The sequence below is a fragment of the Streptomyces sp. NBC_00078 genome, assembly GCF_026343335.1.
In the GTDB taxonomy this organism is placed as follows: Bacteria; Actinomycetota; Actinomycetes; order Streptomycetales; family Streptomycetaceae; genus Streptomyces.
The window spans coordinates 5,682,413-5,709,216 of the sequence record NZ_JAPELX010000001.1 but is presented as its reverse complement, the minus strand read 5'-3'; the positions used below and the strand labels follow the sequence as shown (position 1 = coordinate 5,709,216).

Annotated in this window: 18 protein-coding genes; 7 read left to right on the top strand and 11 right to left on the bottom strand. The window is 72.5% G+C overall.

The genetic code is table 11. The features are described 5' to 3' along the window. The first annotated feature begins 98 nt into the window (after window positions 1-98). Window positions 99-1,877, top strand: coding sequence for a protein kinase domain-containing protein (locus OOK07_RS26850; RefSeq protein WP_266798952.1), 1,779 nt, complete (start codon window positions 99-101; stop codon window positions 1,875-1,877). A gap of 39 nt (window positions 1,878-1,916) precedes the next feature. Here OOK07_RS26850 and purH read toward each other — a convergent pair whose 3' ends face one another. Both purH and purN read right to left on the bottom strand, forming a co-directional pair. After that, a complete protein-coding gene (gene purH / locus OOK07_RS26845; RefSeq protein WP_266684018.1) occupies window positions 1,917-3,512 on the bottom strand; it encodes a bifunctional phosphoribosylaminoimidazolecarboxamide formyltransferase/IMP cyclohydrolase in 1,596 nt (531 codons plus the stop codon). Further along, window positions 3,509-4,138, bottom strand: coding sequence for a phosphoribosylglycinamide formyltransferase (gene purN, locus OOK07_RS26840; RefSeq protein WP_266798950.1), 630 nt, complete (start codon window positions 4,136-4,138; stop codon window positions 3,509-3,511). Before purN ends, purH begins: the two co-directional genes overlap by 4 nt. A 295-nt stretch (window positions 4,139-4,433) precedes the next feature. Between purN and OOK07_RS26835 the strand changes: the two genes are divergently transcribed. Further along, complete coding sequence (locus OOK07_RS26835; RefSeq protein WP_266798948.1) at window positions 4,434-5,213, top strand: hypothetical protein; 780 nt, start codon at window positions 4,434-4,436, stop codon at window positions 5,211-5,213. A gap of 28 nt (window positions 5,214-5,241) precedes the next feature. On the opposite strand, the gene OOK07_RS26830 is transcribed toward OOK07_RS26835, so the two are convergent. Further along, window positions 5,242-7,203, bottom strand: coding sequence for a cell division protein PerM (locus OOK07_RS26830; protein WP_266798946.1), 1,962 nt, complete (start codon window positions 7,201-7,203; stop codon window positions 5,242-5,244). Window positions 7,204-7,299: 96 nt separating this feature from the next. Between OOK07_RS26830 and OOK07_RS26825 the strand changes: the two genes are divergently transcribed. After that, on the top strand, window positions 7,300-8,367 hold the full coding sequence (locus OOK07_RS26825; protein WP_266798944.1) for a helix-turn-helix domain-containing protein: 1,068 nt from the start codon (window positions 7,300-7,302) through the stop codon (window positions 8,365-8,367). A 127-nt stretch (window positions 8,368-8,494) separates the two neighbouring features. Here OOK07_RS26825 and sucD read toward each other — a convergent pair whose 3' ends face one another. The 7 genes from sucD to OOK07_RS26790 all read right to left on the bottom strand — a co-directional run bounded on the left by sucD (window position 8,495) and on the right by OOK07_RS26790 (window position 19,779). After that, window positions 8,495-9,379 carry a succinate--CoA ligase subunit alpha gene (gene sucD / locus OOK07_RS26820; RefSeq protein WP_266684010.1) on the bottom strand — a complete coding sequence of 295 codons (885 nt, stop codon included), beginning with the start codon at window positions 9,377-9,379 and terminating at the stop codon, window positions 8,495-8,497. Window positions 9,380-9,401: 22 nt separating this feature from the next. After that, complete coding sequence (gene sucC / locus OOK07_RS26815) at window positions 9,402-10,580, bottom strand: ADP-forming succinate--CoA ligase subunit beta (protein WP_266684009.1); 1,179 nt, start codon at window positions 10,578-10,580, stop codon at window positions 9,402-9,404. A 537-nt stretch (window positions 10,581-11,117) separates the two neighbouring features. Then, entirely contained in the window at window positions 11,118-13,067 is a 1,950-nt protein-coding gene (locus tag OOK07_RS26810; protein WP_266798942.1) for a hypothetical protein, read from the bottom strand. A 250-nt stretch (window positions 13,068-13,317) separates the two neighbouring features. Next, on the bottom strand, window positions 13,318-14,373 hold the full coding sequence (locus OOK07_RS26805) for a hypothetical protein (RefSeq protein ID WP_266798940.1): 1,056 nt from the start codon (window positions 14,371-14,373) through the stop codon (window positions 13,318-13,320). A 323-nt stretch (window positions 14,374-14,696) separates the two neighbouring features. Next, window positions 14,697-15,863 (bottom strand): VWA domain-containing protein, encoded by a 1,167-nt coding sequence (locus OOK07_RS26800; RefSeq protein WP_266798938.1) that lies wholly within the window; start codon window positions 15,861-15,863, stop codon window positions 14,697-14,699. Window positions 15,864-16,095: 232 nt separating this feature from the next. Next, window positions 16,096-18,516, bottom strand: a complete 2,421-nt coding sequence (locus OOK07_RS26795; RefSeq protein WP_266798936.1) for a DUF5682 family protein — start codon at window positions 18,514-18,516, stop codon at window positions 16,096-16,098. 123 nt (window positions 18,517-18,639) lie between these two features. Next, the gene (locus OOK07_RS26790; RefSeq protein WP_266798934.1) at window positions 18,640-19,779 is read right to left on the bottom strand and encodes an ATP-binding protein; all 1,140 of its coding nucleotides are present in this window, start codon (window positions 19,777-19,779) and stop codon (window positions 18,640-18,642) included. A 134-nt stretch (window positions 19,780-19,913) separates the two neighbouring features. Here OOK07_RS26790 and OOK07_RS26785 point away from each other — a divergent pair, with 134 nt between their 5' ends. Next, window positions 19,914-21,269, top strand: coding sequence for an SWIM zinc finger family protein (locus OOK07_RS26785; RefSeq protein WP_266683997.1), 1,356 nt, complete (start codon window positions 19,914-19,916; stop codon window positions 21,267-21,269). Window positions 21,270-21,375: 106 nt separating this feature from the next. Continuing rightward, window positions 21,376-22,992 (top strand): DUF5691 domain-containing protein, encoded by a 1,617-nt coding sequence (locus OOK07_RS26780; RefSeq protein ID WP_266798931.1) that lies wholly within the window; start codon window positions 21,376-21,378, stop codon window positions 22,990-22,992. 170 nt (window positions 22,993-23,162) lie between these two features. Here OOK07_RS26780 and icmB read toward each other — a convergent pair whose 3' ends face one another. Next, on the bottom strand, window positions 23,163-23,579 hold the full coding sequence (gene icmB, locus OOK07_RS26775; RefSeq protein ID WP_266683993.1) for a coenzyme B12-dependent isobutyryl CoA mutase small subunit: 417 nt from the start codon (window positions 23,577-23,579) through the stop codon (window positions 23,163-23,165). A gap of 353 nt (window positions 23,580-23,932) precedes the next feature. Between icmB and OOK07_RS26770 the strand changes: the two genes are divergently transcribed. Further along, complete coding sequence (locus OOK07_RS26770; protein ID WP_266683992.1) at window positions 23,933-24,799, top strand: esterase/lipase family protein; 867 nt, start codon at window positions 23,933-23,935, stop codon at window positions 24,797-24,799. Between the two features lie 496 nt (window positions 24,800-25,295). After that, window positions 25,296-26,777 (top strand): M23 family metallopeptidase, encoded by a 1,482-nt coding sequence (locus OOK07_RS26765; protein ID WP_266798929.1) that lies wholly within the window; start codon window positions 25,296-25,298, stop codon window positions 26,775-26,777. Window positions 26,778-26,804: the final 27 nt, after the last annotated feature.

Here is a 26,804-nt window from a genome sequence, read left to right as displayed (position 1 = left end):
CGGCCCTCGAACCACTCCCCCGCCCCACGCGATAGCCTCGCACCAACCATCCTGACACAAGCGCACGTTGGGGAGGCAGAACAGCACTCGGGGGATCGATGACAGACCAGCGGCAACCCATGCCGTCGTACACCCCGGCGTCCGGTGACGCGGCTCTGACGCATGCGGGCGCGACGCCGATGCAGCCGACCGACCCCGGCCGCATCGGCCCCTACGCCCCCCTCGGCCTACTCGGCAGCGGCGGCATGGGCCGCGTCTACCTCGCCCGCCCCGCCGACGACACCCCCGGTCTCGCCGCCGTCAAGGTGATCCGCCCCGAGTACGCCGAAGACCCCCGGTTCCGGCGGCGTTTCGAGCGGGAGGCCTCCGTGCATGCCCGGGTCCACACCCCGCGTGCGCCGCAGCTGCTCGGCACCGGCTTCGACGACACGCTGCTGTGGATGGCCACGCAGTACGTACCCGGCCTCAACCTCGCCGACGCCGTGCGCGACTGCGGCACACTGGCGCCGGCCGGCGTGTGGCGGCTGGTGGCGGACCTTGGGCAGGCTCTGTCGTCGATGGCCGCCGTCGGCGTCGTACACCGGGATCTCAAGCCGTCCAACGTGATCCTGTCCCTGCAGGGCGCGCACGTCATCGACTTCGGCATCGCGCAGGCCACCGACAGCAGCGCGATCACCTCGACCGGGAGCAGGGTCGGCACGCCCGCCTTCATGTCGCCCGAGTATCTGCGCGAGGGGCGCTGCGACACCGCCTCCGACGTCTTCTCGCTCGCGGGGAGCCTGATCTACGCCGCCACCGGCCACGCCCCCTTCGGGGACGGAACGGGCGTCGACGTGATGCATCGTGTCGCGTTCGAGGAACCCAAGCCCGAGGTCATGTCCGAACTCGCGGCGGCGGACCGGGCGTTGGCGGCGCTCCTGTCCGCCTGCCTCGCCAAGGACCCCGCCGGACGCCCCACCCCGCGGCAACTCCTCGACGCCGCCACGTCGGCCGGTCACAGCGGCGCGGCCCCCTGGCACGAGCCACTGGCCGCACGGCTGCTCGCCCGACGGCAGGCCTGCGACGTCCTGGAATCCGTCTCCGTCCAGGAGACCGTCCATTTGCGTGCGCCGACGGAGCGCACGGCGTCCCCCGCCCCCGGCCCCGCCTTCACGCCCACCCCGCCGATGCCGCGCATGCAGTACGCCACCTCCGCGCAGGCCCCGGCCCCCGAGGACGGCGGCAGCCGCCGGAGGAAGCCGAAGGCGTACCTCGCCGTGGCCGCGGGCCTCGCCGTGTGCGCCGTCGCCGCGGGCGCCTTCTTCCTCACCCGCCCGTCCCTCGGCGAAACGGCCTCGGCGGCACCGACGGCCGCCGGCAGCACCACACCCGGCGACGCGCAGGCCTCTGCCATCCCCAGCTCGTCCGCCTCGCCCTCCGGCGACAAGGAGAAGCAGAAGGAAACCGCCTCGGGGAAGGAGGAGGCCGAGGCGTCAGAGAGCCCCAACGCATCCGCGGGCGGCAGTGCGGGCGGTACGCAGGCCACGCCCTCCGACGAAGCCTCCGCCCCGTCCGACCGCAACGAAAGCGGTGGCGGCAGCGCTCCCACCGCCACCCCCACCAAGACCGCGACAACGCCCGCCACCCCGCCCTGGAGCTCCCAGTGCACGTACTACTCCGGTACCGAGCTCACCGTCCACGGCGACAAGGGGCAGCGCGTGGTCCAGGTACAGTGCATGCTCGCCAAGCGCGGCTACAGCGTCGGCGAAGCGGGCGTGGACGGCCAGTTCGGCGACGCCACGCTGGCCGCGGTGAAGCAGTTCCAACGGGACAAGGGCCTTGCGGTGGACGGCGAAGTAGGCCCCAACACCTGGGCGGCACTGCGCAGTTCGACGTAGGTGTCGATCCGGCGCAGCGCCGCCCGGGTGAGGTGTCCGTCAGTGGAAGAAGTGCCGCGTCCCCGTGAAGTACATCGTGACGCCCGCCTTCTTCGCGGCCTCGACGGAGAGCTCGTCGCGGATCGAACCGCCCGGCTGGACGATGGCCTTGACGCCGGCGGCGGCAAGGACCTCGATGTTGTCCGGGAAGGGGAAGTACGCGTCCGACGCGACGTAGGAACCGCGCGCCCGCTCCTCGCCCGCCCTCGCGATGGCGAGCCTGCACGAGTCGACCCGGTTGACCTGCCCCATGCCGACGCCGACCGAGGCGCCGTCCTTGGCGAGGAGGATCGCGTTGGACTTCACGGCGCGGCAGGCCCGCCAGGCAAAGGCGAGCTCGGCCAGTTCGTCGGCGGTGAGCGCCTCGCCGGTCGCGAGCGTCCAGTTGGCCGGGTCGTCGCCCTCCGCCTGGAGGCGGTCCGTCACCTGGAGCAGCGCACCGCCGTCGATGGGCTTGACCTCGGCGGGGTGGGAGGGCGCGGCGGCGGCCTTCAGCACCCGGATGTTCTTCTTCTTCGCGAGGGCCTCCAGCGCGCCGTCCTCGTAGTCGGGCGCGACGATGACCTCGGTGAAGATCTCGGCGACCTGTTCCGCCATCTCCTTGCTCACCGGCCGGTTGACGGCGATGACCCCGCCGAACGCCGACTGAGGGTCACAGGCGTGCGCCTTGCGGTGCGCCTCGGCGACGTCCGAACCGACCGCGATGCCACAGGGATTGGCGTGCTTGATGATCGCCACGCAGGGCTCGTCGTGGTCGTACGCGGCACGGCGCGCGGCGTCCGTGTCCGTGTAGTTGTTGTACGACATCTCCTTGCCGTGCAGCTGCTCGGCCTCCGCGAGACCGACGCCGCCCGCGGCGGAGCCGCCGACGGATGCAGTGTCGACGTAGAGCGCCGCGGGCTGGTGCGGGTTCTCGCCGTAGCGCAGGGTGCTCTTGCGCTCCAGGGTGGCGCCGAGGAAGTCGGGGAAGAGAGAGTCGTCGACGGGGGCGTAGGAACTCGCGAACCAGCTCGCCACCGCGATGTCGTACTCGGCCGTGTGCCGGAAGGCCTCCGCGGCCAGCCGCTTGCGGGTGGCGAGGTCGAAACCACCGCCCTCGACCGCGCCGAGGACGTCCGCGTACCGCGCCGGGCTGGTCACGACGGCGACCGACGGGTGGTTCTTGGCGGCCGCGCGGACCATCGACGGCCCGCCGATGTCGATCTGCTCCACGCACTCGTCGGGCGAGGCGCCGGAGGCGACGGTCTCGCGGAACGGGTAGAGGTTGACCACGACGAGGTCGAAGGGCTCGACGCCCAGCTCGGCGAGCTGCCGCTGGTGGTCCTCGAGCCGCAGGTCGGCGAGGATGCCCGCGTGCACCTTGGGGTGCAGGGTCTTGACCCGGCCGTCCAGGCACTCGGGGAAGCCGGTCAGCTCCTCGACCTTGGTGACGGGGACACCGGCGGCGGCGATACGGCCGGCCGTGGACCCGGTGGAGACGAGCTCGACACCGGCCTCGTGCAGCCCGCGCGCGAGGTCTTCCAGTCCGGTCTTGTCGTAGACGCTGACGAGCGCCCGGCGAATGGGCCGCTTGGTGCTCTCGGCGGTGGCGGTCACTGGATAACTACCTTTCGTCCCTCAATGCGGTGGCCGTTGCGGGCGAGCCGCCCCACGACCTCGACGAGCAGCCTTCGCTCGACTTCCTTGATGCGCTCGTGCAGAGCGCTCTCGTCGTCCTCGTCCCGGATCTCGACCACCCCCTGGGCGATGATCGGTCCGGTGTCGACGCCGTCGTCGACGAAGTGGACGGTGCAGCCGGTGACCTTCGCGCCGTACGCGAGCGCGTCACGCACGCCGTGGGCTCCCGGGAAACTGGGCAGCAGGGCGGGGTGGGTGTTCACGAACCGCCCGCCGAAGCGCGCGAGGAACTCCTTCCCCACGATCTTCATGAAGCCGGCGGAGACCACGAGGTCGGGCTCGTACGCGGCGACGGACTCGGCCAGCGCCGCGTCCCACTCCTCGCGGGTGCCGTGGTCCTTGACCTTCCGCACGAAGGTCGGCAGTCCTGCGCGCTCCGCGCGCGCGAGCCCCTCGATGCCCTCGCGGTCGGCGCCGACGGCCACGATCTCGGCGCCGTAGGCCTCGGTGCCGTTGGCCGCGATCTCGTCGAGGAGCGCCTGCAGATTGGTTCCCGATCCGGAAACCAGCACGACCAGGCGCTTGACCACGGGCTTGGCGGCCACGGTGGGGCCCTTTCTCGGGGGAGCGTTCTACCGGCGGCCGGCGCTTTGTGCATTCGTCCTAATGCATCACGCCCCGGGATACGGGGAAGTCTACGAAGCGGCCGACCGTCAGCAACGATACCGGCACTCCGGACGGCCCCCACGGGACGGGGGCGTGGCCGGAAGGTAGCGTTTGGGAGGGCCCGGGCGGGAACGTGGTCGTCGTGCTGTGCGTTTCCGAAGTGACGGGGTCACGAAAGACAGCCGTACGAACGCCTGATCATCGCCGTATCTCCTAGGGGAAGACGCTCACTTGATGTCGGACCGCAGCCTGCGACTTCTCAGACTCCCTCCGCAGTCCGCGCAGGGAGGGAAGCGTGGCGCCGTCCTGCTGCGGGAGCGGCCCGCCTCGCCTCCCGATGCTCCCTCGGACAGGAAGTCCGGCGACGAGCAGAGTGGTGGCGCCCAGGACGACAACCCCTTCGCGCCGCCGCCGGAGGGCTCGCCGGACCGGCCGTGGCGGCCGCGCCGCCCGGCCGACGGGGAGAGCGGCGACGGGTCGGGTGACTCCGACTCCCCCTGGGGCAGCCAGTGGAGCGACCGCCAGCCGGGCCGCTCCCCCGGCGGGTTCGGCGAGCGTCCCGGGCGTCCGCAGTCCCCCGGCCCCGAGGGCCAGGGCGGCAACACCCCGGGCACGGGCATGCGCTGGGACCCGACCGACGCTTCCCAGCGCCGCGCCCGCTACGCCCTGCTGAGCGGCATGTGGGCCTTCTTCTTCGCCCTCTTCAGCTGGCCGTACGTGGCCCTGCTGCTGGGTGCCCTCGCCCTGTACTGGGGCATCAGCAGCCTGCGCACCAAGCCCGGCACGCCCGAGTCCACGGGCACTCCGCCGGCCCGCCCCCAGACGACGGCGGCGGTGACCGGCCTGGTCACGGCCTCCCTGGCCATCGCCCTGGTCGCCGCGACCTTCACGGCCCAGCTGGTCTACAGCGACTACTACTCCTGCACGAACGACGCCCTCACCAACCAGGCGAAGCAGTCCTGCACCCAGCTGCTGCCGAAGGAGCTGCGGGGAGTACTGGGGACGAGCGGCTGACGGTCGGCGGGGCGGCACCGGCCGGCGTTCACCGGGCGGGCGGTGAGTCGGGCGTTCTCGGTTCGTCCGGCGTTCTCGGTGCGTCGGGCACCGCGGGTCCGTCGGGCACCGCGGGTCCGTCGGGCGTTGTCGGTTCGTGCGGCACGTCTGGTGTCCGGGGCAGGTCGGAGGCGCTCTTCAGTGCCGCCCAGCGGGCCTCGCGGGTGACGTCGTCGCGCCACGGGGTCGACCGCTCGGGGAGCGGTTCGACGGGCAGGAAGTCGTACGGCGCGTACATGGCCTTGTCCCGGTCGGGCAGCGGGCCGTACACATCGCCCTGGTCGTAGGGTGCGGCCGTCGTGCCTGTCGCTGCCGGCGCCACCGCCTTCGCCCGGCGGGGGCCCTTCCCGATCCCGAACCACGCTCCGATCGACGCCACCGCCCGCCGGCCCCGGCGCTCCGGCGTCTGCGGTGCCGGCTCCCCGCCCCTCGGTTCCGCGGCCTTTGCCCCCACGACCTGCGATTCCTGAGACTGCTTCGACTCCTGAGACTGCTTCGACCTCGCGGTCTTCGGCTCCGCGCTCTTCGGTTCCCTGCTCATCCACTCCACGCTTCTCGGCTCCTCGGTCTTCGCCCGCCCGGTCTTCGCCCGCCCGGTCTTCGACTCCCCGGTCTTCGGCTCCCCGGTCTTCGGCCGCCCGCTCTCCTCGGCCACCTTCCGCTTGTGGCACCGCCAGGCCCGTAGACCCAGTGCTGTCGGAATCGCCACGACCGCCGTCCATACGAGCGCCGCACCGCCCGTCGCCCACCACACCGGCCCGAACCGGGCCAGCGCGTGCACTCCGAGCCGTCCGCCCGCCAGCCACGCGAGAACGGCCGTACCGACCGCGCAGAACAGCGCCGCCAGTGCGGCGGTCCGCCCGGCGCGGGGGTGTTCCGCTCGGCCCACGAACCACCCGACGGTCAGCGCGGCCGTCAGCGGAGCGACGCCCGCGAGCCAGTTCAGCCACGTTCCGGTCCCCGCCTCCGGTACCGCGGCCAGCAGCGGAAACGCCGGCAGCAGGGGGGCCGGCGCCGCCGACAGCGGCCCCACCACATGCCCGGCGCCCAGCACGAACCCCGGTCCGAGGGCGTAGGCCGCCCCCCACACGGCCGCGTTCGGCACCAGCAAGAGGCACAGGATCAGGATGGCGAAACGGCCCGACCAGCCCTCCGTGAGCTGCGGAAAGGTTCCTCGCGCCGCCTCGCCGTGCCACACCAGCGAGACCGCCAGCAGCACCGCCCCGCCCCCGACGAGGGCCGCCGTGCCCGCGCCCGCAGCCCGCGCCGCGACAGCCAGCCGGGCGCGGGTGTCCGACCGGGGGAACCAGCGCCGTAGCCCCGCCGACCTCAGGGCCCAGCGCCGCGCCCCTCGCGGCAGCAGCTTCAGCAGGCCGCCGAGCGCCTCGCGCGGGTGCCCGTACGCCGTCCACACCCCCACTCCGGCCGCGGCCATCACGAGCAGCGGCGGGCACCCCGCGGTCCGCTCCCACGAGGGCCGCAGCTGTCCGCCGGACGCGTACAGGGCGGCGGCCGCGCCGACGCCGAGGTAGCCGAGGACGACACCCGCCCAGGCCGCACGACCGGACCCGAGGGGTTCGTCCTCGCCGCCGTCCACCGCGTCCCGTGCCGCCCGGTGCACCAGCCACATCGGCAGGGCGAGCAGCAGCAGCGGTGTGATCCCCACCGGCGCGGGGGCACCGGAGAGCGTGTCGGTGCGGACCAGTTCGGCGCCGTGCGCCAGCAGCCACAGCGCCGCGGCGACGTGCAGCGCCGCCCCGGGTCCGCTGTCGGGATACGGCGAGCTGATCCACAGCACCACCACGAGCACGGCGAGCGACCCGAGCCCCAGTCCGGCGGCAAGGACACCGCCCACGAGGCCGGCGCCGAGGCCGGGCGAACGGTCGCGCATCCGGGCCGGCAGGGACGACAGGGGAGGTCGGCGAGTGGTCATCTGGGTCACGCCCGCCATGCTCCCAACGACACGCGCTTTCTCGTCGTAACAGGCAAACCTCCGAAGTGTCGCTCAATATACGTTTATGTACTTTTTCGTACGTAAGGGTGCGCCGTGACGCCGAACCCCGCGAGCCCGCTGCCGCCGCCCACGGAGCGCCGACGCCTGCGCGAGGCCGGCTCACTGACGCAGGATCAGGTCGCCAAGCGGCTCGGTATCCCCGGCAGGGCCGTGGCCTCCTGGGAGAGCGGACGCACGACACCGCGCGGCCGCAGACGCGAGGCCTACGTGGCGCTCCTGACCGAACTCGCCCGGACCGAAACCGAGGTGACGGGGAGTCCGGAGGAGCAGCCGTCGGCCGCGGATCCCGTGCCGGCCGACGCTCCTCTGACACCCGCTCAGGCCTTCGACGCGTTGTACGCGTTCTGCGCCCCTGCCCTCGCGCGGCAGGCCTACCTGCTCACCGGGCGGCGCGAGCTGGCCCGCGAATCGGTCGAGCGGGCCTTCCAACTCGCCTGGCAGCGCTGGCCCGAGGTGGCCGTCGACCGGGACCCGGCGGGGTGGGTGCGGGCGACGGCGTACGAGTACGCGCTCTCCCCCTGGCACCGCTTCCGCCCCCGCTACCGGCACCCAGAGCCGCCGCCGCCCGACGCGGCCGACCGCGCGCTGCTGGACGTGCTCCTGAAACTCCCGTCGCCACACCGCAGGGCGCTGCTGCTGTACGACGGTGTCGGCCTCGATCTGCCGGAGACCGCGGCCGAGGCGGAGGCGAGCACGCCGGCGACGGCCGGCCGGCTGCTGCACGCGCGCGAGGTGATCGCCGCGCGCCTGCCGGAACTCGCCGACCCCGCCGTGCTCCATCGCCGGCTGGCCGAGGTGGCCTCCACGGAGCCACTGCGCGCGGGCAGACCCCCGGCGGTGCGGACGGGCGGCGAACGCAGGGCGCGCTTCTGGACACGGGCCGCCATCGCCTTCACGGTGGCCCTGATCGGGACGACGGCGCTCACCGTGCGAACGGCCCCGACGCACTACGAGCCTCCGGTCGCTCCGGGCGCGCAGGTGCAGGGAGTTCCGCCGCGAGTGGCCCAGGGCGCGCTGTCGGAGGCGCAGACGGAGCTGCGGACGAAGCTGCGGACGGCGACGGCGCACGGACCGGAGCGGCTCGTACCGCTGATGAATTGAAACCCCTCGCGAGTGATGAACGGAAACTCGTCGCGAGTTCACGAGTTCACGAGTGTTCCTCATGCCGATGGGCCCGTCCCCCTTCACGGGGAGCGGGCCCATCAACGCTCGGTCAGGAAGCCGCCGTTCAGCCGGCGAGGATCTCCCGGGCCAGCTTCGCCGTCTCGGTCGGCGTCTTGCCGACCTTGACGCCGGCGGCCTCGAGGGCCTCCTTCTTGGCGGCGGCCGTGCCGGAGGAGCCGGAGACGATGGCGCCGGCGTGGCCCATGGTCTTGCCCTCGGGCGCGGTGAAGCCCGCGACGTAGCCGACGACCGGCTTGGTCACGTTCTTCGCGATGAAGTCCGCCGCACGCTCCTCGGCGTCGCCACCGATCTCACCGATCATCACGATCAGGTCGGTGTCGGGGTCGGCCTCGAACGCGGCGAGCGCGTCGATGTGCGTCGTACCGATGACCGGGTCGCCACCGATGCCGACGGCGGACGAGAAGCCGATGTCACGCAGCTCGTACATCATCTGGTACGTCAGCGTGCCGGACTTCGAGACCAGACCGATGCGGCCCGGCTTGGTGATGTCGCCCGGGATGATGCCGGCGTTCGACTGGCCCGGCGTGATGAGACCGGGGCAGTTGGGGCCGATGATCCGGGTCTTGTTGCCCTTGGCCACGGCGTACGCGTAGAACGCGGCCGAGTCGTGGACGGCGATGCCCTCGGTGATGACGACCGCGAGCGGGATCTCGGCGTCGATGGCCTCGACCACGGCGGCCTTGGAGAAGGCCGGCGGCACGAAGAGGACGGATACGTTCGCGCCCGTCTTCTCGATCGCCTCGGCGACGGTGCCGAACACCGGGATGTCGGTGCCGTCGATGTCCACGGACGTGCCCGCCTTGCGCGGGTTCACACCACCGACGATGTTCGTGCCGTCGGCGAGCATGAGCTTGGTGTGCTTCATGCCCGTGGAGCCGGTCATGCCCTGGACGATGACCTTGCTGTCCTTGTTGAGGAAGATAGCCATGGCTGTGTCTGTCCCTCTTCCCTTACTTCGCAGCCGCGAGCTCGGCGGCCTTGTCGGCCGCGCCGTCCATGGTGTCCACGCGCTGCACCAGCGGGTGGTTGGCGTCGGAGAGGATCTTGCGACCCAGCTCGGCGTTGTTGCCGTCGAGGCGGACGACGAGGGGCTTGGTGACTTCCTCGCCCTTGTCCGCGAGCAGCTGCAGCGCCTGCACGATGCCGTTGGCGACCTCGTCGCACGCGGTGATGCCGCCGAAGACGTTGACGAACACGGACTTGACGTCCGGGTCGCCGAGGATGATCTCCAGGCCGTTCGCCATCACGGCCGCGGACGCGCCGCCGCCGATGTCGAGGAAGTTGGCGGGCTTGACGCCACCGTGGGCCTCACCGGCGTACGCGACGACGTCCAGGGTGCTCATGACGAGACCCGCGCCGTTGCCGATGATGCCGACCTCGCCGTCGAGCTTCACGTAGTTGAGGTTCTTGGCCTTGGCGGCCGCCTCAAGCGGGTTGGCCGAGTCCTTGTCCTCGAGCGCCTCGTGCTCCGGCTGGCGGAACTCGGCGTTCTCGTCCAGCGACACCTTGCCGTCGAGGGCGATGACCTTGCCGGAGGCGACCTTGGCCAGGGGGTTGACCTCGACGAGGAGGGCGTCCTCCTTGATGAAGGTGTCCCACAGCGTCACCAGGATCTCGGCGACCTGCTCGGCGACGTCGGCCGGGAACTTGGCCTGGGCGACGATCTCGCGGGCCTTCTCGATCGAGACACCCTCGTTGGCGTCGACCGGCACCTTCGCGAGGGCCTCGGGGTTCTCCTCCGCGACGACCTCGATCTCCACGCCGCCCTGGACGGACGCCATGGCGAGGAAGGTGCGGTTGGTGCGGTCGAGGAGGTACGAGACGTAGTACTCCTCGACGATCTCGGGCGCGGTCTCGGCGATCATCACCTTGTGGACCGTGTGGCCCTTGATGTCCATGCCGAGGATGTCCGTCGCACGTGCGACGGCCTCGTCCGGGGTGGCGGCGAGCTTCACGCCACCGGCCTTGCCACGGCCGCCGACCTTCACCTGGGCCTTGACGACGGACTTGCCACCGAGACGCTCGGTGGCTGCGCGGGCCGCCTCAGGCGTGTCGATGACTTCACCGGCCAGCACCGGTACATCGTGCTTGGCGAAGAGGTCCCTCGCCTGATACTCGAACAGGTCCACGCGCTTCCGTCCCTATCAGTGATCTCGCGGTTCGTTGGATGCGTGGGCGTGCCGCGACGGGCAACGTGACGTCCGCTGTCACAAGGGAGGCGCACACGGTGACCGAGCGCGCGGCATGTCCGTCTCGCAGGTTATCGCTGCTTGCAGGAGGCCCCTAAATCGAGCGTCACACCTGAGCGGTGATACCTGTCACATGATGCCGTGCTCACTGGCACGGCGTGCCGAATGTGAGGCCTCTGAGGGGTAAGGGGCGGGGACAGGATGGGGGCGAGACGGGGCCAGGACGGGGGGCAAGGGGGAAAGGGCCTCACCGGGCTGGGGTTGACCCGGTGAGGCCCCTGGCACACCCCCTAGGACCCGAACGGGCCGCTCAGAGGGCTGTGGGCAAGCGCGATCCCCACCCCAATGGGGACCGGCCGGCCCGTTCCGCGGGGTTTCGGTCGGACGGGACCGACGGCATTCGGCCGTCCGGGACCTTCGACCTCGCGGAGTCGGTCGTGCGGCGCACTGAGTGCGTGCGCCGCCGATGGCGGGCGGTCAGATGCTGTACGGGGTGCCGTACTGCACGTTCTGCACGTTCTGCACGTGCTGCACGTGCTGCACGTGCTGCACGTCCCTCACGCCCTGCGCATAGCTCGGCGTGAGCGAGTCGGCGACGCCCTCGACGCCGGTGACGGCGTGGCCTGCGAGCGGGCCGGCGGTGGAGCGGACGGTGCCGGTCAGGTCGTCGGCGAAGGGCGCGGCCCGGCCCACGACACCGTGGGCGAACGGGTCGACTTCGCCGACGACGCCGTACGCGAAGGGGCTGACGTCGCCCGCGACGCCGTAGGCGAGCGTCGTCGCGCTGCCGCCGACGCCTCCCACGAGCGGGCGGACGGTCTCGGTGACGGTGTCGACGACGGGCCGCACGGCACCGGTGACCCCCTGCGCGAACTGCGGCACCTGGCCCGTGACGCCGTACGCCAACTCGGTCCCGTCACCGGCCACGCCGTACGCGAGCGGCACCGCGGCCTCGGAGACCCCGCCGACGAACGGCCGGACGTCGCCCACGACGCCGTACGCCACCCCGCCCGCGTCCGTCACGGCCTGTCCGGCGACCGGCAGCACGCCGTCCACGGCGGTGTGGGCGACGGGCGGCAGCACCGTGCCCGTGGCGTCGTCGAGGACCTGACCGACCAGGCCGGTGGCGTACGGCGGCACGTCCGCGACGACCCCGCCCGCGACCGGCACCACACCGTCCACCGCACCGCCCGACACCGACCGCACACCGGAGACCGCACCGCCCGCGACGGGCGTCACGCCCTGCACGGCACCGGTGGCGACCGGCTGTACGTCGGCCACGGCCCCGTGGGCCGCCGCCGTCGCCGTGTCGACCGCATGCCCGGCCGTCTGCGCGACCCCTGACACGGCACCGCCGGCCACGGGCGTCACGCCGTGCACGGCACCCGTGGCGACCGGCACCACGCCGTCCACCGCGTGAGCGGCGACGGGCACGACCCCGGCGACGGCCTGCCCGGCGACCGGGACGACGCCCGCCACGGCCTGGCCGGCCACCGGCGTCACGCCGTGCACGGCACTGGTCGCAAGCGGCGGGACGGCGGCCGCGACCGTCTCGTCGGCGATCGGCGTGACCGTGACGGGCACGCTCCTGCCGGTGCCGAGGACCTTCTGCTCGACACCGCCGACCGTGCCCGTGACCTGGCTCGGGACCGCGGAGACGGTGGCGTGGGCGGCGCCGGTGACGGCACCGGCCTCGCCCTGCGCGGTGGCGGTCACGTCGGTGGCACGACCCCGGGCGCCGGTCGTCGCGGTCCTCGCGGTGCTCCGGACGGCGTCCGTGGTGCGGGTCGCCGACTGCACGGCCTGGAGCTTCGTCTGGGCGGCCGCCAGGGCCTCCTCCAGTTCCGGCGCGAAGGCGGCGAGGGGGCCGAAGAGGTAGTCGACCTCGCCCCGGATGGGGGTGGTCGTGTCGGAGACGGTGGTCCGGGCGGCGGCGACGGTGGCCTCGGCCGTGGCCTGCGCATGGGTCTGGGCGGCGCGGGCGGCCTTGGCGCCCTGGATCGCGGCGGCGCCTCGGACCTTGGACGCCTTGTCGGCCGCCTGGGGGACGGAGACCTTGTCGTCTACGTACTTACGGGCCTGTTCGACGGTGCCGTCGGGCATCGCCCTCTCGGCGCTGCCCACGGTCTCGGTGACGCCGTCAGCGTCGGCGTCGGCCACCGGGGAGATCGCCTTGGCCGCGGTGTCGTGGACGGCGGTCTCGCGAACGCCGGTCTCGCGAACTGTGGTGACGACGCCGTCGACCGTGTCGGTGAGCGCGCCCGTGACAGTGCCGAGCGTGCTGTCGCTGTCGGTGCCGGAGGCCGCGTCGGACACCGACAGGGAGGAGGCGGGCAGTTCGTCGGCGCTCGCGACGGCGGAGCCGAGCGCCCACGCGCCGGTGACTCCGGCGGCTATGACGATGGAGCGGCGGATGTTCTTGTTCATGCGTGCGTCAGATCCTTAGATCCCTGGAAGCGCCGGCTCTCCGCGACCTCGGGGAGGTCCAGGGGGTTCCGGTGCTTCTTCGAAAGGCTTGGGGCATTTCCGGCGCCGCTCGCGGTCGTGGTCCAGGGAATCGGGACCGGTGACCAGCGGATTCGGCGGCTTCCGTCCTGAGAGCGGAGGGGTGTCCGGACAGGCGGGCAGACCTGTTCCGCCCCCGCGCGGCACGTCCGTGGCGGGGGAGAGGTCTGCTCTAGCCGGGGAAGACGGGAATGTCCCGGTGCCTGTCCCGGGTGCCGGCCGCGTTCGCAGGAGCGGCGGCGCCGGGCAGGAGCTGCAGGGGCGCCCGGTGGTTCAGGGCGACGGCGTGTACGTCACCGTGCCTCGACGTGCCGTTGTCCACGGCGGCCTGGTTGCCCAGCGCGCCGGTCGGGTCGCCGCCGGGCGCCTGATGGGCCGGGGCGTGAGGGGCACCGGCGGAGCGCTGCCGGTCGCCGTGTGCGGTGGCGCCGGCCGCGGTGACTCCGACGGTAAGCCGTGGCCCGTGTGCCGTGCTGCTCGCGCCCGCCGCAGCGGAGCGCCTGTCGTCGACGGCCCCCTCGGTCACCGAGCCCGCGGCACCAACCTGCGGCACGTGCGCGAACGGCGTGGGAGGTATCAGGCCCGGCTGCGCGGGGAAACGGGCCGGCGAGCGCAAGGAAGGCAGGCTCGGCACCGACGGCGACCCGGGTGGCGTCGGCAGCGCGGACAAAAGCGGTATCTGCGCCGCCACTTCACCCAGCCCGGCGGGAATCGGCTCCACGAGTCCCCCGGCCGGCTGCACGACACGATCGGCCACGGACTTCACCAGCCGGACGGGGGCCTCTGCCAACGGCCGCACGGATTTCGAAGTGGAGGTGAGGGACGTGGAGGCGGAAGAGGTGGAGGAGGTGGCGGAGGCGGGCTTGGGCTGGGCCGGAGTGTCCGGGAACGGCTTGGCCGGGGTCTGAGGCTTCGGCTCGGTGGCGGGCGGCGCGGGACGCATCTCGGGTGCGACCGCCGAGGCCGCCAGTCGGTCGGCCGCAGTGACTGTGGCGGCCGTGGTGACAGCACCGCCCGTCAACGCCCCGACGCCGTCCGCCGGGGCGGCCTGCGCAACCTCGGACGAGGTGACGGCCGGCGCCTCCTCAGCCGCGTGCGCCTGTTCCCCGCAGAGGAACCCGAGCGCGAGCAACCCGCCCACCAGCACGACCACTTGCAGCGCACGCCGTCCGGCCGCCGTACGCATCACGCGCAGAGCGGCACCGGGCAAGGCTGCTGGCCAGGTCAAGGGGGTGGGTCCTCCGTGCGGCGGAACGGATTGCACATGCCGAGGCGTAATGGGCTACGAGTCGGCGCGACGCGGTACGGGTGAGCGGAGCGCGGGGCACCGCTGGTGAGGCGTCGATCCTCGCACGGCACTCCCGAGGTTGCGCAAGCCCCCTGTTACCGATGGGTAGTCATGTCCGTTTTGCTGGTCGGATTCGGACGGCGACGGGTCGACAAATCGTCAGCGAACGCCCGCTGCCCGGCCGATCGTCATGCCGTGCCGACGCGCACTATGTCCGCGCACGCCGTGTCCACTCATGCTCTACGCGCGCACGCCGTGCCCGCTCACACCGTGTCCGGAATCGGCAGTGGCCGCTTCTCGATCGCCGCCGCCATCACCTCCGGGAACAGATCGGGTGTGCAGGCGAACGCCGGTGCCCCCAGCGCGGCGAGTGCGGCCGCGTGTTCCCGGTCATAGGCGGGCGCCCCTTCGTCCGAGAGCGCGAGCAGCGTCACGAACTGCACCCCTGACGCCTTCATAGCGGCGACCCGCTTGAGCATCTCGTTCCGTATCCCGCCCTCGTACAGATCGCTGATGAGCACGACCACCGTCTCCGCGGGCCGGGTTATCTGCGACTGGCAATAGGCCAGCGCCCGGTTGATGTCCGTACCGCCGCCCAGCTGCGTGCCGAACAGCACGTCCACCGGGTCGTCGAGCTGGTCGGTGAGGTCGACGACCGCCGTGTCGAAGACGACGAGTCGCGTGGAGATCGTCCGCATCGAGGCGAGCACCGCCCCGAACACCGATGCGTACACGACCGATGCCGCCATGGATCCCGACTGGTCGATACAGAGGATGACCTCCTTCTTCGTGGACTGTGACGCCCGTCCGTACCCGATGATCCGCTCCGGCACGATCGTTCGGTACTCGGGCAGGTAGTGCTTGAGGTTGGCCGCGATGGTGCGGTTCCAGTCGATGTCGTGGTGACGCGGCCGGTTGATACGGGCACTGCGGTCGAGGGCGCCGGTGAGGGTGGCCCGGGTGCGGGCGGCGAGCCGCTTCTCCAGGTCCTCGACGACCTTGCGCACGACGGCCCGTGCCGTCTCCTTCGTCGTCTCGGGCATGGCCTTGTTGAGGGAGAGCAGGGTGCCGACGAGGTGCACGTCGGCCTCCACCGCCTCCAGCATCTCCGGCTCCAGCAACAGCGTGGACAGCCCGAGCCGGTCGATGGCGTCACGCTGCATGACCTGGACGACGGAGGAGGGGAAGTACGTCCGGATGTCCCCCAGCCAGCGGGCCACGGACGGCGCCGACGCCCCGAGCCCCGCCGAACGGTCCCGCCCTGTCTGTCCCTGCTTGTCCGCCCTTCCGTACAGTGCGGCCAACGCCCCGTCCATCTGGGCGTCCCGCCCGGACAGTGCGCAACCCGTGCCGTCGGCCGCGTCGCCTCCGAGCACGAGCCGCCAGCGCCGCAGCCGCTCCCGCGCCGGGTCCACCGCCTCGGCGGTCATCGGCACGCCCCCGCGCAGGGCCGGTCCCAGAGCGGCATGACCGCGACTGCGCCCACTGTGAGGCGGCGATCCTTGACTCCCCCCGTGCACCAGTCGCTGTTCCTGCCCACGGCCGTCGCGCCGGTGTCCTCGCGCGCTTCCGTCACTCGGTCCTTAGGCATTCGGTCCGTCGCCATTCGGTCCTTTGGCATTCGGTCCTTTGGCATTCGGTCCTTTGGCATTCGGTCCTTTGTCATCCCGCCACCCCCACAAGGTCGTTGCCGACGTGCTGTTCCGATCCCCTCGGGCCACCGGGTTCCGCGATGCCGAGCAGCAGCCGGACCACCGGCAGCACGGCCTCCGCGCGCCCGAGGTCGAGGGCGGCCGCGAAACCGGGTATGCCGGAGCCGGCGGCCGTCACGCTCCCCCGCTCCCCCCGTCCGCGCCGGACCAGTTCGCCCAGCGTCCTGCGCACGCCCGGCTCGTACACCGAGAACGTCCGCCGCAGCAGGGGCAGTACGTCCGTGAACGCCTCCGCCGGCACCCCGGTCAGCCAGGCGTCCACCAGCGCGAGCAGCCGCTCGTCGTGGACGAGGAGCATCCCGCCGCCGGAACCTCCGCCGACGAAGCCCTCGATCCACGCGGCCGCGTCCCCCGGCGGCGTTCCCGGCGAGAGCACGAGCCCCATGAGCCGCGCCGCTTCGTCCTGCCCCAACTCCCCGTCGTCCAGCAGCAACCGCACGGCCCGCCCTCGGACCACACCGGGCACGGTGTCCCGGACGGACAGCACGCGCAGGACCGAGTGCCAGCGGTCACGCAGATCGCGGTGTTCGGGCGCGGGCACGTCGCTCAGCAGCCCCACCGCCCCGTGCACCGCGTCCACATGGCGTCGCATCTCCTCGGCCGCGTCCGCGTCCAGGGCCGCACAGGCCGGTGGCAGGCCGACGAATATCCGCTCGGCGAGACCCGCCGCGACCCCCGCCAGCGCCCCGGTGTCCGTGCCGCGCACATCGCCGTACCGCAGGGAGCGGACCAGGGCCGGCAGGGCCTGCGCGAGGTGGCCGACGTCCGTGTCAAGGGCCGCCCGGTCCGCGAGGACCTGCATCACCACGGGCAGCGCTGCCGGGAGTTCGGCCAGCAGGCAGCGCTCGGCGAGCCCGGTGACGTCGGCCAGCGCCTGCGCGGCGACGGCGTCCGCCTCGGCCCTGGCCGTCGCCGCGGCGAGCACTGTCGTACCCCACACCCCGGCCTCCGCCACCCGCACGGACAGCTCCGGCTCCCAGCGCAGCCGCCACGTCTCCCGGAACGTGCCCGTACTCCCCCGCGAGGCCACCGGTTCGCCCCACGCGACGCCCAGGAGCCGAAGTCGGTGCAGCAGCCTGCTGCGCCCGGCGTCGGTCTCCTTGCGCAGATCGAGCTCCAGCTCCCGCTCCAGCGCCTCCGGTTTGAGCCGCAGCCTGCGCTGGGTCCGGTCCAGGTCCCGTTGCAGCGGCACCGCGGGCGCGGACTGCGGAACCTCGCCCAGCACGTCCCCGACGACCAGCCGGTCGTGCACCAGCGCCAGTGGCACGTCCGAGCCCTCGCACATCACGGCGCGCACGGCGTCGGTCGTCTCGCCGAGTCCCGGCAACGGCCGGCCCCGCATCGCGGCGAGCGTCTCCGCCAGCCGCACCGCCTCGATGACATGCGCCGGGGACACGATCCGGTCCTCTTCGCGCAGCAGTCCGGCCACCTTGGTCATCCACCGCTCGACCGGCCGGTCCGGGGCGGCGAACAGGTGCCCGTACCAACCCGGCGAGTCGATCCCCGCCCCGTATCCGCTGACCCGCGACAGCCTCCGGTGCGTCCATGGCACCCACGTCATGTCCGCCTTGACCTTGGGCAGTCCCTTGAGCAACGCCCGGTCCGCGGCGACAGCCGTCTTCTCCCGCAGAGCGGGCACGTGCCAGGCCCCGCACACGACGGCCACCGCGTCCCCGAACTCCCGCTGCGCGGCCCGCACCTGCAGCCGCATGTACGCCTCCCGCACGAGATCCCGGTCATGCCCTCCGCTGCCGTACACCGCGCGCAGTGCCCCCATGGCCTCCTCGAGCACGACGAACGGCGCGAACGCGTCCCCCTCGCCGGCCCCCCGATGCTCGACGACGTCCTCCCACCACCGCTCGGGATCCCCATGACCGGCGGCTTCCGAGAGCACGGCGAGGGGGTCGACCCGGACCTCGGCGTCCGTGCCGGCTCCGCCGCCCGCGGCCGGATCGGCGTCGTCCTCGCCCCCGGCGCCCGTCTCCTTTCCGAGGTCCTCCCCCTCGCCCTTCCCCCAGGCCAGCGTGTGCGTGGCGGGCAGGTCGATGAAGTGTGCCGGGACCGCGTGCTGCAGGGCCCACCGGATCGCGACCCACTCCGGGGAGAACTCGGCGAGCGGCCAGAAGGCCGAACGGCCGGGCTCGTCCACGGCGTGGGCGAGGAGGGCGACCGGCGGCCGCATGTCCTCCTCGGCGGCCAGCGGGATCAACGCGTCGGCCTCGGGCGGTCCTTCGACGAGCACGACCTGGGGCCGGGCCGCGTCCAGCGCCGCCCGCACCGCGCGTGCCGAGCCGGGCCCGTGATGCCGTACGCCGAGCAACAGCGGCCCTTCCCCGGCAGCACCGCTCCCACCCCTCTCAGCCCCTGTCACACCGTCCCCCTCGCCATCGCAACCCCCGAACGCCGCCCTCGTACGCCTTGCACACGGAGCCGCCCGAACCCTTTTCCCCGCCCGGCTGCTTGCTTCCGCCCGTGCGACCCCACCCCAGGTCGTTCACGCGCTCACCTCCCGGCAGGCCCGGTAGAAGTCCTTCCAGCCGTCGCGCTCGCGGACGACCGCCTCCAGGTACTCCTGCCAGATGACGCGGTCCGCCGCCGGGTCGCGGACGACGGCGCCGAGGATGCCCGCGGCAACGTCGCCGGCCCGCAGCACGCCGTCACCGAAGTGAGCGGCCAGCGCGAGCCCGCTGGTGACGACGGAGATCGCCTCCGCCGTCGACAGCGTGCCGCTCGGCGACTTGACCTTCGTACGTCCGTCGGACGTGATCCCGTCGCGCAGCTCACGGAAGACGGTCACGACACGGCGGATCTCGTCGACGCCCTCGGGCACGGCCGGCAGGTCGAGGGAGCGGCCGATCTGGTCGACGCGGCGCGAGACGATGTCGACCTCGGCCTCGACGCTCTCGGGCAACGGCAGCACCACCGTGTTGAAGCGGCGGCGCAGGGCGCTGGAGAGGTCGTTGACCCCACGGTCGCGGTCGTTGGCCGTGGCGATGAGATTGAAGCCGCGGACCGCCTGTACCTCCTGCCCCAGCTCCGGTATCGGCAGCGTCTTCTCGGAGAGGATCGTGATCAGCGTGTCCTGCACGTCGGCCGGGATACGGGTCAGTTCCTCCACCCGCGCCGTCATCCCCTCCGCCATGGCCCGCATGACCGGGCTGGGCACGAGGGCGTCGCGGCTCGGGCCGTTGGCGAGCAACTGCGCGTAGTTCCAGCCGTAGCGGATCGCCTCCTCCGGCGTGCCCGCCGTGCCCTGCACGAGCAGCGTCGAGTCGCCGCTCACCGCCGCTGCCAGATGCTCGGACACCCAGGTCTTCGCGGTGCCGGGGACGCCGAGCAGGAGCAGGGCGCGGTCGGTGGCGAGTGTCGTGACGGCGACCTCGACGATGCGGCGCGGGCCCACGTACTTCGGCGTGATCACCGTGCCGTCCGGCAGGGTGCCGCCGAGCAGGTATGTCGCCACCGCCCACGGCGACAGCCGCCAGCGGGCCGGGCGCGGGCGGTCGTCCTGCTCGGCGAGCGCGGCGAGTTCACCTGCGAAGGCGTTCTCGGCGTGCGGTCGCAACGCCTCGGCCGGGTCCTGCGTAGGTACGTCGGCTGTTTCGACGGTCGTCGGTTCCACGGACACAGACATGGCTGAGGGCCCCCTCCAGCTCGGCCGGTTCGGATCTGTCACCAACCGTGCACCACGCCACTGACAATGCGTTCCGACCTGGGCAAACGTGCTCGCGAGGCCGATTGTCAGTGGTGGGACCTACCTTCGATGTCATGACTCAGCAGGGGGTGCGCTGGAGCGCGGATCAGGTGCTGGCACTGGCGCCTGACGCCGCGTCACGCAAGGCGGGCAGCAAACTCGGTGCGGCGGGGCCGTGGTCCGAGGCGGGGAGTTCCGACGAGGGGGCTGTGTGGGGGCTGTGCAAGGGCAGTGGCAGCAAGCCGTATCAGACGGTCGTCGACATCGCGGATGCGGCGGGTCCCGCGTACAAGTGCAGTTGTCCGAGCCGAAAGTTCCCGTGCAAGCACGCTCTGGGCCTGCTGCTGCTCTGGGCGGGCGGGGACGACGCGGTGCCGCGGGGGCAGGTGCCGGACTGGGCGGAGCAGTGGATGGAGGGGAGAAGGCAGCGCGCCGGACAGAAGCAGGCGGCGGGGGCGGCCGGTTCCTCTTCCGGATCCGGTGATCCGGAGGCCGCGCGGCGCCGGGCGGAGCGCCGGGCCGAGCGGATCACCGCCGGCGCGACCGAGCTGGAGCAGCGCCTGGCGGATCTGCTGCGCGGCGGTCTCGCCAGCGCGGAGCAGGCAGGGTACGGGCTGTGGGAGGAGACGGCGGCCCGCATGGTCGACGCCCAGGCACCGGGACTGGCCGCGCGGGTACGGGAGTTGGGGGCGATCCCGTCGTCCGGACCGGGCTGGCCGCTGCGCCTGCTGGAGGAGTGCGCGTTGCTCCATCTCCTGGACCAGGGCTGGCTGCACCGCGAGCAGTTGCCTGACGGTCTGGCGGCGACGGTCCGTTCCCGCATCGGCCTGCCCGGATCGGCGGACGGCCCGCCGCTCAGGGACCGCTGGCTGGTCCTCGCCCAGTACGACACGGCGGACTCGCGCCTGACGACCCGCCGGATCTGGCTCCACGGCACCGACTCGGACCGCACCGCACTGCTGCTCTCCTACGGCGCCGCAGGCCGCGCCCCGGAACTCGCACTGCCCGTCGGACTGACCCTGGACGCCGAGGTGTCCGCCTACCCGGGTGCCGGGCAGCTGCGCGCCGCCCTGGGCGAGCAGTTCGCACCGCCGGCGCCTGCGCAGGCACGGCCGCCGGGAGTGACGACGGCCCAGGCGGCCGCCCGCTACGGCGAGGCGCTGCGGGCCGACCCGTGGCTGGACTCCGTCCCGGTCACGCTGGGCCGGGTCATACCGATCCCGGACGGCGACTCATGGCAACTGGCGGACGCCGACGGGGAAGCGGCGCTGCCTCTGACTCCCGCCGTCCGTGCCCGGCCCGGCCTGTGGCGCCTGGTGGCCCTCTCGGGTGGCGCTCCGGTCAGGGTTTTCGGCGAGTGCGGCCACCGCGGCTTCACACCGCTCACGGCCTGGCCGGAAGAAGCGGGAGAGGCGGTGCAGCTGTGCTGACCCGGCCCACCACACCCCGCCTCCTCTTCCTCACCCTCCATCCATGCCCGAGCAGTCGAGCGGTCCTCGACCGAGCAACCCCGCGCAGCGCAGCGAAAGGAACCGCATGAACAGGACGTCCACGCCTGTGGATGCGCCCGCCCCCGCCATCTGGGAGGAGCTGGTCACGGTGGCGCTGCTCGGGACGGAGCGGCGCACCCCGCCCGTCGGTGCACCGGGGCGCGAGGCACCGGTGGCGCTGCTGGACGCGGCGGCCGCGGAGACCGTACGGCGGCGGGCGGGGCTGCGTCCCGCCCGGGCGGCCGACAGGCCGGAACCGGCTTCCGAGGACCCCCGTCCCGCGCTGCCCGCCGCTGCGGCCCGCAGGCTCACGCTGCTGCTCACCGACCGTCCCGGCACGGTCGGCGGCCGCCGAGGCACGGCTCCGGACCTCATGGAGCTGCTGCCCCAGTGGCTCGCGACGGCGAACGCCCGCGGCTTCGCGCCGGCCCCTCAGTTGCTGCCCGCACTGCTGGACGCGGCCCGTGGGCGTACGGACCTGCGGCCGGCGGCGCTGACGTTCGCGGGACCGCGGGCCGTGTGGCTGGCCCGGCTGAACCCGGACTGGCGGTTCGCCCTGCGCGCGACGCCGGGCGGAGGCACCGCTCTGCCGCATCCCGAGGACACGGAGCAGACCCGACGCCTGTGGGAGGAGGGCCTGTTCGCCGAGCGCGTCGCGCTTCTGTCCGGCATACGCGCCCGCGAGCCCGCCGCCGCACGGGAACTGCTCACGACGACCTGGTCGGCGGAGCGAGCCGAGGACCGTCTGATGTTCCTCGACTCGCTGCGCGCGGGACTCGGCCCGCAGGACGAGCCCTTCCTGGAACAGGCGCTGGCGGACCGCAGCCGCAATGTGAGGGCGACGGCGGCCGAGCTGCTCTCCGCGCTGCCGGGTTCGGCGCTCGCCGCCCGGATGGCCGTCAGGGCCACGGCGTGCGTGGCCGTGGACCACGCGCGGGACGCACCGACGATCACCGTCGAGGCTCCGCACGAGTGCGATGCGAGCATGGAGCGTGACGGTGTCGTGGCCAAGGCGCCGGCAGGACGGGGTGAACGGTCGTGGTGGTTCGGCCAGTTGGTGGAGGCGACACCGCTCGGGACGTGGTCCGCGCGGCTCGGTGGGCGTACGCCCCGGCAGATCGTGGCGCTGCCGGTGACGGACGACTGGCAGAGCGAGCTGCACGCGGCATGGTGCCGGGCCTGCGTGCGGCAGCGGGATCCGGAGTGGGCCCGGGCGCTGCTCGGGACGCCCTCCGCCCCGGAGGCCGGCGGCCCGGGCGCGGTGTCACTGGCCGAGCGCGCCAGACTGCTCGGCACCCTCGGCGCCGCCGAACGGGCCGACTGGGTGGCCGGGTTCATCGCGACACACGGTCTGTCCGAGGCCTTTCAGCTGCTCGGGGTGTGCGCGGTGCCCTGGACTGCGCCGCTGGGGCGGGCGGTGGTGGACGCACTCGACATCGCGCGGGACGCGGGAAGTTATCCATGGAGTTTCAGCGGAGTGATGGGCCTGGCGGAGCGTTGTCTCGACCCCGGCGAGGCGAGCCGCCTCGACGGCCTCCTGGCGATACCGGACGAACCGGAGGACGCGTCGCCCGGCGCGGGCGGCTACTGGGCGGAGGCGTTCCAGCGCCTGGTCACGACCTTGCGATTGCGGGCGGTGATGGCGGAGGAGCTGGGCGCGTAGGAAGCCGTCCTTCCGGGCGGCGGCGCTCTTCCGGGGTCGGCCGGCTGTCTCCGGCCCGTCCGGCGTCCGAGGACGAGGCCCTTCGGGCCGAAGGGGGGTCCGGGGGCGCAGCCCCCAGGGCCGGTCACCCCGTCCAGCCCGCACCGGACGACGGCCGCGCCGCCGGAGGCCTAAGTCCCCGCCGACTGTCGAACATTGGCCCGCACCCAGTCCACGATCGACCGGGTGGTCGCCCCGGGCGTGAAGATCTCCGCGACGCCCTTCTCCTTCAGCGGAGGGATGTCCGCCTCGGGGATGATCCCGCCGCCGAAGACCAGGATGTCCTCCGCGTCCCTCTCCTTGAGCAGGTCGATCACCGCGGCGAACAGCGTGTTGTGGGCGCCGGAGAGAACGGACAGCCCGATCGCGTCGGCGTCCTCCTGGATCGCGGTGCCGACGATCTGCTCCGGAGTCTGGTGGAGCCCGGTGTAGATGACCTCCATACCGGCGTCGCGCAGCGCCCGCGCGATCACCTTGGCACCCCGGTCGTGGCCGTCGAGCCCCGGCTTGGCCACCACCACGCGGATCGGACCGGCGTCCACACCCATGTCTGCCTCCATGAAGCGACTGCACTCATCCCTACCGACAAGTACTGCAGTACCCGCACCGGCCGGGAATGTGAACGAACGTTATCGCCAGCATCCCGCAACCGGCAGTTTCACGGAGTTGGCCGAGGGGGAAATCACACGATGGGACACGTTCACCGCGCACCGTTCCGGCGGGAACAGGCGCAACAGGAGCCGCAACGAGGTCGCCGCAGCACGGCACCGCAGACCGCGCGCCGTGGCGGTGCGGTGTGTCGACGACGGCATGAAGAACCGTCGACCGCCTTCCTCGCGGCTTCTCACGAGGGCACACGGGGGACAGAGGCGTCCTCCTGCGTGCCGACAGGAGGCCGGCCATGAAGGTCACCAGGGCAGCGACGCCCCTTCTTCCGCTCTGTCAGCGGCTGCTTCCGAGCAGACTGGCGGGACTCTCCCTGGCCCTGCTGAAGGCGACCGCCCTGGAGTTCGCGATCCTCGCGGGCCACCTCCTCCTCTATCCCTCCGGTATCACGCAGGAACGCCGGGGATCATCGGCCCGGCTCCCCTCCACGGACGGCGCGGCACAGCTGCCGACCGAGACCAAACCCCCGGTCGTCCTCCTGCACGGCTTCATCGACAACCGCTCGGTCTTCGTGCTGCTGCGCCGCAGCCTCGCCCAGCACGGCAGGCAGCAGGTCGAGTCGCTCAACTACTCGCCGCTGACCTGTGACATCCGCACCGCGGCCGAGCTGCTCGGTCGGCACATAGAGGAGATCTGCGAGCGCACGGGCAGCAAGCACGTCGATGTCGTCGGGCACAGCCTCGGCGGGCTGATAGCGCGGTACTACGTGCAGCGGCTCGGCGGTGACATCCGCGTCCGCACGCTGGTGACGCTCGGCACCCCGCACTCCGGCACCCGGGTGGTGCCGCTGGCGAACGCGCACCCGATCGTGCGCCAGATGCGTCCCGGCTCGGCGCTGCTCGAGGAGCTGACCCGGCCCGCCCCGGGCTGCCGTACGCAATTCGTGAGCTTCTGGAGCGACCTCGACCACCTGATGGACCCGCTGGAGACCGCCTGTATCGACCACCCTGACCTGATGGTGCAGAACGTACGGGTGAGCGGGATCGGCCATCTCGCCCTGCCCGTGCATCCCGCCGTCGCGACCGGGATACGCCAGGCCCTGGACGCCGAGCGGACAGGAGCCGAAGCCGCCGCCCACACCGGCGGCCTGACAGTGGCCTGACCGCCCCCCGTCACAGCAGGCCTACGACCCTCGAACAGCGCTCGCGCCCCGGCAGGCGACGTTCGCCCGTCGCGACGCCCAGCGCGCTCCCCCACTGCCTCAAGGGTGTGGGAGTGAAGGTGCCCCCACTCGCTGCGCCGGGCACAGGCCCAAGTACGTCCACGTACGAGGGCGCGCACCCGGCACTCCCCCAGCCTCCTCCGGCCGGGGCCCCAGAGCAGGCCCCCCAGGGCACGCACCGGACGCCGCTCCTTTACGGGCAAACGTTGTGCGCCGGGGCACGAGGACAGCACTCGGAGGGCCTTCAGACGGCCGGTCGGCCTCGAACATTCTTCGAACGCAGGGCCAAACTCGCGCCCGCCCTCCCCCGAAACACGGCCGAATGCCCGTTTACTTCGCGCACGAAACCTGTTGAAGATTGTCGAGCCCGTATACCGGCGGGTACAGTCGCCGCACTGCTCTGGCAGCCCCTGTTGTCGAGGCGAAAGAGAAGTTGGTGAACGATCGTCACCCGTCGGGGACCCTGACCACCCCGGCTCCGGCTTCCGACGCCGCCACGGCGCACTATGCCTCGTACGGCACGCAGGAAGCCCAGCACGACGACTTCACCACGTACGGCGGCTATGACGCCAACGGTTTTGCGACCGCCGGTCACGCCACCACGACCTTCGACGCCGACCCCCTGTTCGGCAGCCTCCCGGGCGACGGCACCGGTGTGTACGACGCGCAGCAGTGGGCCACGGGCAGTCACCAGACTCTGAACTACGACGCGTACGCGGCCCAGCACTACGCCGCCTACGACACCGGCGCGTACGACACGACCGACTGGAACGCCGGCCACCAGCCGCTCTCCGCCATCCCGCCGCAAGCCACCGGGCCCGACGTCTCCGGGCAGTGGGACGCGAACGCCTGGCTCCAGCCCGATCAGTCGGGCGCCCCCGCCGACCGGACCCAGCAGTGGGAGTGGGGCACCCAGGCCTTCGACACCGGGGCATACGACGCCACGCGGTGGAACGCCGAGAGCCACGAAGGCCACAACGGTCACGAAGGCCACGACGCGGCCGCGCCCGCCGACGACTACGAACAGCAGGCCGATCAGGGCTCGTACGACCAGCCCACGCCGGACGGCGGCCCGTTGGACGCCACCGGAGAGCTGCCCTCCCTCGCTCCCGTCGCCCCGCTCCTCGACGACCAGGAAGAGGTCACGCCGGCTCCGGCGTCGCGTGCGGCCTCGCGCAGCGGGAGCCGTTCCCGCCGCCGTGCGCCCGCCAAGCGCTCCGCGCTGCTGACGATCGCCGTGCCCTCGGCGTGTGTGATGGGCGTAGCCGGTATCGCCGCCGCGTCCATGGGCACGTTCAGCGGCGACACGGACACCTCGGCGAGCGCGTCGGACGCGCATGCGGTGAAACCGGCCGCCGCCAACAACAAGCTGGACTCCCAGATCCAGAGCCTCTCCGCCGGCGCCGACGACTTCGCCGACCGCGCCAGCCGTACGCAGGAGCGCATCGATCTCAAGGCCCAGCAGGCGGCCGACAAGAAGAAGGCTGCGGAGGAGGCGGCCCGCAAGGAGCGGCTGCGCCCGAAGTTCGCCCTTCCGGTCGCCCAGAAGGGGCTCAGCGCCTACTTCGGCCAGGCCGGCGTCAACTGGATGTCCGTGCACACCGGCATCGACTTCCCGGTCTCGTACGGCACGACGGTGATGTCCGCGGTCGACGGCACCGTCCGCACGCAGTGGAACAGCGCGTACGGCAACATGATGATCGTGACCGCGAAGGACGGTACGGAGACGTGGTACTGCCACCTCTCCAGCTACCGCGTCTCCACCGGCGCATCGGTGAAGGCCGGCCAGCCGATCGCGTATTCCGGGAACTCGGGCAACTCGACCGGTCCGCACCTGCACTTCGAGGTCAGGCCGGCCGGCGGTTCGGCGATCGACCCGCTGCCGTGGCTGCGCAGCCACGGCCTGGACCCGACGTAGGACCCGGGGGCTGCACCCCCAAGGCCC

What these genes read in the sequence shown, in the direction of transcription:
- OOK07_RS26850 (WP_266798952.1), top strand. Translation starts at nt 99, where the DNA reads ATGACAGACCAGCGGCAACCCATGCCGTCGTACACCCCGGCGTCCGGT.
- OOK07_RS26835 (WP_266798948.1), top strand. Translation starts at nt 4,434, where the DNA reads ATGTCGGACCGCAGCCTGCGACTTCTCAGACTCCCTCCGCAGTCCGCG.
- OOK07_RS26830 (WP_266798946.1), bottom strand. Translation starts at nt 7,203, where the DNA reads ATGGCGGGCGTGACCCAGATGACCACTCGCCGACCTCCCCTGTCGTCC.
- sucD (WP_266684010.1), bottom strand. Translation starts at nt 9,379, where the DNA reads ATGGCTATCTTCCTCAACAAGGACAGCAAGGTCATCGTCCAGGGCATG.
- OOK07_RS26810 (WP_266798942.1), bottom strand. Translation starts at nt 13,067, where the DNA reads ATGAACAAGAACATCCGCCGCTCCATCGTCATAGCCGCCGGAGTCACC.
- OOK07_RS26800 (WP_266798938.1), bottom strand. Translation starts at nt 15,863, where the DNA reads ATGACCGCCGAGGCGGTGGACCCGGCGCGGGAGCGGCTGCGGCGCTGG.
- OOK07_RS26790 (WP_266798934.1), bottom strand. Translation starts at nt 19,779, where the DNA reads ATGTCTGTGTCCGTGGAACCGACGACCGTCGAAACAGCCGACGTACCT.
- OOK07_RS26785 (WP_266683997.1), top strand. Translation starts at nt 19,914, where the DNA reads ATGACTCAGCAGGGGGTGCGCTGGAGCGCGGATCAGGTGCTGGCACTG.
- OOK07_RS26780 (WP_266798931.1), top strand. Translation starts at nt 21,376, where the DNA reads ATGAACAGGACGTCCACGCCTGTGGATGCGCCCGCCCCCGCCATCTGG.
- icmB (WP_266683993.1), bottom strand. Translation starts at nt 23,579, where the DNA reads ATGGGTGTGGACGCCGGTCCGATCCGCGTGGTGGTGGCCAAGCCGGGG.
- OOK07_RS26770 (WP_266683992.1), top strand. Translation starts at nt 23,933, where the DNA reads ATGAAGGTCACCAGGGCAGCGACGCCCCTTCTTCCGCTCTGTCAGCGG.